At 40.3% G+C, this 6873-nt stretch carries 5 protein-coding genes; all 5 read left to right on the top strand.

Going from position 1 to position 6873, the window contains the following annotated elements:
• Nucleotides 1-294 precede the first annotated feature (294 nt).
• Nucleotides 295-1734, top strand: a complete 1440-nt coding sequence (locus tag HLH16_RS14620) for a TolC family protein (RefSeq protein ID WP_250850287.1) — start codon at nt 295-297, stop codon at nt 1732-1734.
• An 18-nt stretch (nt 1735-1752) separates the two neighbouring features.
• Nucleotides 1753-2934 carry an HlyD family secretion protein gene (locus tag HLH16_RS14625; RefSeq protein ID WP_171529866.1) on the top strand — a complete coding sequence of 394 codons (1182 nt, stop codon included), beginning with the start codon at nt 1753-1755 and terminating at the stop codon, nt 2932-2934.
• Nucleotides 2934-4064 (top strand): ABC transporter permease, encoded by a 1131-nt coding sequence (locus HLH16_RS14630; RefSeq protein WP_171529867.1) that lies wholly within the window; start codon nt 2934-2936, stop codon nt 4062-4064. Before HLH16_RS14625 ends, HLH16_RS14630 begins: the two co-directional genes overlap by 1 nt.
• Before the next feature lie 8 nt (nt 4065-4072).
• Entirely contained in the window at nt 4073-5173 is a 1101-nt protein-coding gene (locus HLH16_RS14635; protein WP_171529869.1) for an ABC transporter permease, read from the top strand.
• Between the two features lie 267 nt (nt 5174-5440).
• Complete coding sequence (gene gltP / locus HLH16_RS14640) at nt 5441-6736, top strand: glutamate/aspartate:proton symporter GltP (RefSeq protein WP_171529868.1); 1296 nt, start codon at nt 5441-5443, stop codon at nt 6734-6736.
• Nucleotides 6737-6873: the final 137 nt, after the last annotated feature.

A 6873-nucleotide genomic window follows, 5' to 3' on the forward strand; every position in this document is an offset into this window, starting at 1 on the left:
TCGTCCGGGCAACAGATCCTTAATCTGTTGCCACTGATCATCTCTTAATGCATAGCGTTTAGTCATGAAAAAATAATGAGGACAGATTAGATTTTCTCAAGCTAATTGATGACAGGCCCTAGTTTGAAAAATAAATAGTGCTTAATATACAAATGCATATTAAACAATATAGTGACCAACTTTAAAGACATCCTATTTTTAAGCGATGTATAATTTATTACAACGATGTTGAGAGCCGAATCTATGTTACTGAATTTGACATGGGCACAAAAAAATCTAGACCAAACCATCAAAATGATTATTAAGATTAGCCTACTCTCTTCAGCGGCATTTTATGCAACCACCACTTTGGCTCAAAGCATCAGTTATGCACAAGCTGAACAATCAGTTTTAAAGGATTCTTATAGCACCCAAGCCAATCAAGCCCTACAACAGGCGGCAAAACTTGAAGCAGAAGCTGTGAAAGGTTTAGGGTTGCCACGGGTAGACTTAAATGTCCGTGCTTATACTTTTCATAATGAAGTCGATATTCCTCTCGATTCTTTTAAAAACAATCTGGAGCAAACCCTTTCTCAAGGCATTAACGATCGGATTAATCAGCAAAACCTTCCTTCAGGAATCGCTGATCCTTTAAAAGAAGGTCTCAATCAAACCATTCACAGTGGTGTCGGTTTATTTCCCGATTCAGCCAATGTGATTTTGGAAGATCAAGTGATTCGTCCCACAGTTTCAGTATTAATGCCGCTTTATACTGGTGGACTGACTTCCAGTGCCAAAGAAGTTGCTCATATTAAAGCTGAGCGCAGTCAGCTCAACACCCAGCAACAGCAAGACGTACAACGCTTTGAACTGATTCAGGTTTATTTCAATGCCCAACTGCAAGAACAATTATTCGATTCAAGCCGTTCCAATTTCAATGCCATGCAAACCCACTATAACAATGCGCTTAAACTGGAAAATCAGGGTTTTATTAGCAAAGGTCAGCGCATGCAGTTTGAAGTGGCAAAAAACGATGCTGAACGAACTTATCAAAATGCCGAAGCCAGTCTCAAATCCAGCCTGTTTCAACTGAATAATCTTTTGCAAAGCAGCCAGATTACGGACTTGAGCACCCCACTCTTTGTGAATTCTGCGCAAAGCCAGTCTTTAAATAACCTGCTGAAAACCTATCAGGATCAATCCTCCCTCATTCGTAAAATGCAAATGGATACCCAACTGGCCAATGCCAATGTTAAAGCACAAAGTGCAGCGAAAAAGCCCAATCTTTTTGCTTTTGGGGAATATAGTCTGGATGAAAAGCAAAACTGGATTGTCGGTGTGGTGGCACGTTACAACCTGTTTTCAGGGGTTGATAAAAACAAAAATATTCAGGCAGCAGAGTTACAACGCTATGCTTCTGAACTGCTGACTGAACGTATCAAACAGGAAATTGAGAATATTATTTATAAGTCCTATAGCGAACTGACCACTGCCCAGCAAAGTCATCAACTGTTACAGCAAAACATGAAAGCCGCTCAGGAAAACCTGCGTATTCAAACCCTGTCTTTTAAAGAAGATATGGGCACCGCTACTCAAGTGATTGATGCGCAAAATACCCTAACCGGTTTAAAAAGTGAAATGGCACTGAATGCCTATAAATATGTGATGTCTCTAGCGACTTTATTGCAAAGTCATGGCTCAATCAATCAGTTTCAGAGCTACGTGAATCAGGCTCAAACCAACTATATCCGTTAATTTTTGCTGGGGAAAAACATGACTCAAGATCAAAACAAGCCTGATCAAGATGTAGAGCAGACCTCATCAGAAGGCAGCGCTACAGACACATCTGTTCAAAGCAGCAAAGTGGATACTCAAGCGACATCTGAACAGCAAAGCATTACAGATGATGCATTTTTCAGTTATTCAGAACAAGCTCTGACCACTGAAACTACCGAGCCAAATCCAAAAAAATCATCGGGTATTAAAGTTGTAGGCATCATTGTGCTGATTCTACTGTTAGGCTTGATTGCTTTTGGTTTATGGAAAAGCTATCAACCGCAACCAGTTGAACTACAAGGTCGAGTTGAAGCAGAAACCGTTCATATCAGTACTAAAGTGCCGAGCCGTATTGAAGAAGTCTATGTACATGATGGCGATAAAGTGAAAAAAGGTCAGGAGTTGGTGCGTTTATTCAGTCCGGAAATTGAGGCAAAAAAACAACAGGCTTTAGCTTCTTTGCAATCTGCCCTTGCACTGCAATCGACGGCAGATCGTGGTTCGCAACAGGAAAATATTGACACGCTATACGCCAACTGGCAAAGCCTGAAAGCACAACAGGCGTTGGCTCAAACCACCTATCAACGTGGAGCAAACTTGTTTAAAGAAGGCGTGATTTCCCGACAGCGTCGTGACGAAATGCAGGCCGCAGCGGTTTCAGCCAGTCAAATGACCGAATCTGCCTATCAACAATATAAACGTGCAAAACGTGGCAGCACACCTGAACAAAAATCTTCAGCCAATGCCCAGGTTGATATTGCCAAAGCAGCAGTTAGCGAGGCCAATGCCTTGGAAGCAGAAACCCAATTGCTTTCTCCCATTAATGGCACCATTTCTAAAACTTACGGTAAAGCCTCTGAACTGGTAGCGATGGGCGTGCCTGTCGTCAGTATTTTTCAGGATGATGATTTATGGGTCAGCATCAATGTCCGTGAAGACCTCTATGCGCAAGTTTATAAAAGCAAAACCATTGAAGGTTTTATTCCAGCCTTAAATCAAACGGCCACTTTTAAAATTAAAAACATTGATGCTGAAGGTGAATTTGCCACCATTAAAACCACGCGCCAAACTGGCGGTTATGACATTCGCAGCTTTAAAGTTCATTTAACTCCAGTACAACCGATTGCAGATTTAAAAGTGGGCATGAGTGTGCTGTTTAAAATTGCAGAGCCCAAATAATGTGGGCTGGCATGCTGCGTGAACTGCGCTATTTACTGACCCATAGATGGGACTTGTGCTTAGTCACACTCGCGCCTTTATGTATGATCGTGTTATTTAGCAGCATGTTTTCTCAAGGGAAACCTGAACATTTACCGATTGCGATTATTGACCAAGACCAAAGCGAACTCAGCCGGAATATTGAAAAATATGTCAGCCATAATTCCACTCTAGACATCGTGGCTGTTTCCCAAAGCCATGATGAAGTCGAAAAGCTGCTCAATCAAACCAAAATCTGGGGTTATATTTCTATTCCGGCTGGGGCTGAACAACGGCTGGTTCAAGCCAAAGATGCCGAGATTAGTATTGCGTTTAATCAAAGTTATTTTAGTGTCGGGAACTCTATTTCATCTGCGATGATGCTCAGTACCGTAGAAGCAATGGCAGATTTTACTGGACACAATTATCTGGAAAATAAAATTCCCTATGTCGATGTTGCAACGCCGAATGTCAAAATTTCCCCTTTATATAATCCGAGTTTAAGTTACGAGTTCTATTTAGAACCGTTTATGATTCCTGCGATTTTGCATTTATTACTCTGCTGTTGTGTGGCTTTTGCAGTTGGACAAGAGCTGAAATTTAACACCACCGGACAGTGGCTCAGCCAATCCAGTATTTTCAAGGCATTGTTATCCAAAAATTTAACCTGTGTGCTAATTTTTACTGCATGGACTTGGGCATGGATGTTCTGGCTGATTGAATTCCGTGGCTGGTTTGTTGCAGGTCATTTATGGATCATTCTACTCGGACAGTTTTTCTTTTATAACGCTTATGCCTTTATGAGTAGTACGGTGGTTTTAGCTACACGTGACTTAGCCAAGTCTTTTGGTCTTATTGCCGTTTATGGTGGCTCTTCCTTAAGTTTTGCTGGGGTCACTTTACCTTTAAACAATGCGCCGCTGTTTACCCAATTTTGGGCCAACATTATTCCTTATACTCCTTATGCAAAATTACAAACCGAACAATGGGTGATTGGCAGTCCTGTATCTATTTCACTGTTACCGCTTGCGATTTTAGCTATTTATTGTCTGTTCTATTTTGGCACTGCCTATTTCTTCCTGAGTAAATATTTAAAGGGAGTTAAAGCATGAAAAATAACATCCAAGCCTTCCTACACTTTTACTTAAAAACCTTTAAAGATATTGCACGTAACGCTTCAATCTTTACCACTTTGGTACTCTCGGTATTAGTATATAGCTTTTTCTATCCGACCGCGTATAAAGCCGAACATGCTGAATCTTTACCGATTGTGATTGTAGATGAAGAACAGAGCCTGATTACCTCGACTATTATTGGTGAAGTTTCAAAAAGTCCCAATGTGAAAATTGCGGCGGTTACAGGCAATTTTGCTGAAGCGGAAATGCTGGTGAAAACCCAGCAAGCCGATGGTATTTTGCTTTTGCCAGAAAATTTATCCAACAGTATTCACCGTGGAGAAGTAGGTGGTATAGGCTTATATTTAAGTGCAGCATATTTTTTAAGGACCAAACAGATTGGTTTAGGTCTTGCCACATCCATTGAAAATGCCATTGCTGAACAGGCACAGAAATTTGGCGATATTTCTCATTTCGCCCCTGCACTTTCTATTCATCAAATTCCGTTATTCAATCCCCTGTCCGGTTATGGCAGTTATATTTTCCCCGCCATTGCCCCCTTAATTATTCATCAGACGATTGTTTTGGGTTTAAGCATGTTGATTGCAGGTTACCGGCTGCAAAACTGGCGACCCAGCAAGACTGAATTTTTTGCGATCTTTAGCGCCATTTTAACCATTGGCTGCTTGGGTTGTTTCTATTTATTTGGGTTTACTTTCTGGTTCTATGATTATCCGCATGGTGGTAATTTCATTGGCATGCTGATTGGCGTACCCATTTTTATCAGTTGCGTGATTGGTCTAACCATGGTGATCGCTTCATATTTTGACATGCCTGAACGTGCTGGCCATGTGATTGTCTTTACGTCCATTCCGCTGTTTTTACTCTCAGGGACAGCATGGCCACATTCAGCCATGCCCGAGTGGATGCAATGGCTCGGAAACATTTTGCCCTCGACCCAAGGGATTCAAATGTTCATTCAGTTGAACCAAATGGGTGTGCCTTTAAATATCGTCATTCCGAAAATGATTTATCTGACAACCGTTGCAGCCGTATTATTGCTTTGGGGATATTTCCGACTGACCCACGCCCATAAAAAATCATGATCTAGCATTATATTGCATAAGATTAGTAAATAAAACTTAACAAATAGATCGAATATTCAACTAAAACTGAAAGTTTTTTAGCCTATTGAACAGATTGTGAAGAAAAAATGTTAGATTGAATATACTAATCGATGCAAAATAGCCCGTTGTTCATATTTCATGAATATTTTTTATATTATTCATTCCCACGCTCCCCGTAACATGCCGATGTGATATCGACAGTGTTATAGCAGCTTTTTTATTGAAATTTGATTTTAAGGGCTTAGCATGAAAAAGATTAAGATTAGTCTTGCTTGGCAAATCGTCATTGCGCTCATTTTAGGTGTGCTTGTAGGCTCTTTTCTACACTATTCTCCCGAATATCGTGAAACTCTGATTAATAATCTGCTGAGTCCTTTGGGCGCAATCTTTATTAATTTGATTAAAATGATCGTAATTCCACTTGTAGTTTCAATGCTGATTTTAGGTATTGCCAATGCAAGTCATGGTCAAAATATAGGTAAGCTCGGTTTCAGAACCATTGTCTATTTTGAAATTATTACCACAGTTGCAATTATTGTTGGTTTGGTTGCAGCAAATGTGTTCCAGCCGGGTGCCGGTATTGATATGTCGAGTTTGACGCAAACTGACATTTCTCAATATCAGCAAACCACACAAGAAGTGAGTAGCCATTCTCATGGTCTGGTTAATACCATTTTATCTCTCATTCCTTCCAATATTTTTGGATCATTGACTGACGGGCATATGTTGCCAATCATTTTCTTCTCCGTGATCTTCGGTATTGGTTTGGGATCTTTGGCTAAAGAAACCAGAAAACCGCTCATTGATGTGTTACATGCAGTTTCTGAAACCATGTTCAAAGTGACGCATATGATTATGCTTTTTGCACCTTTTGGTGTATTTGGTCTGATTGCGGTAACCGTTGCGAACTTTGGTTTTAGCTCGCTTCTTCCATTAGTGAAGCTGGCCGTTTTGGTTTATGGCGCTATCTTCTTCTTCATCTTTGTCATTTTAGGACTTGTTGCTAAATTCTGTGGTTTCAGTATTTGGGAAATTATTAAAATTCTAAAAGATGAACTGATTCTGTCGTATTCAACTGCCAGTTCTGAAACAGTTTTACCGCGTATCATGGAAAAAATGGAAGCGTACGGTGCACCCAAGTCGATTACCAGTTTCGTTATTCCAATCGGTTATTCATTTAATCTGGATGGTTCGACCTTATATCAAAGTATTGCAGCGATCTTTATTGCGCAACTTTACGGTATCGACTTGAGCATGACTCAGCAAATCATTCTGGTTTTAACCTTGATGATTACCTCTAAAGGGATTGCGGGTGTTCCAGGTGTGTCTTTTGTGGTGTTGCTAGCAACCTTGGGCAGTGTGGGTATTCCACTTGAAGGCTTGGCATTTATTGCCGGTATTGACCGTATTTTAGATATGGCTCGTACTGTGTTAAATGTGATTGGTAACTCGTTGGCTGTTCTTGTGATCAGTAAATGGGAAGGTCAATTTGATGCTGAAAAGCAAAAAGATTATCAAACTGAAATGAAACAGGCTGCATAATTCATAAAAATCAAAAAAGGAAGCTTCGGCTCACTGCTGTCCCACAATTTTTCATAAAAGGAGGCTCAATTGAGCTTCCTTTTGTTTTATCGGTATTTTATCGGGCATGAATAAAGCTTTTAAGGTTTTTCTCTCAA

The organism is Acinetobacter sp. ANC 5378 (assembly GCF_013004315.1).
Classification (GTDB): Bacteria; Pseudomonadota; Gammaproteobacteria; order Pseudomonadales; family Moraxellaceae; genus Acinetobacter.

What these genes read in the sequence shown, in the direction of transcription:
- HLH16_RS14620 (WP_250850287.1), top strand. Translation starts at nt 295, where the DNA reads ATGATTATTAAGATTAGCCTACTCTCTTCAGCGGCATTTTATGCAACC.
- HLH16_RS14625 (WP_171529866.1), top strand. Translation starts at nt 1,753, where the DNA reads ATGACTCAAGATCAAAACAAGCCTGATCAAGATGTAGAGCAGACCTCA.
- HLH16_RS14630 (WP_171529867.1), top strand. Translation starts at nt 2,934, where the DNA reads ATGTGGGCTGGCATGCTGCGTGAACTGCGCTATTTACTGACCCATAGA.
- gltP (WP_171529868.1), top strand. Translation starts at nt 5,441, where the DNA reads ATGAAAAAGATTAAGATTAGTCTTGCTTGGCAAATCGTCATTGCGCTC.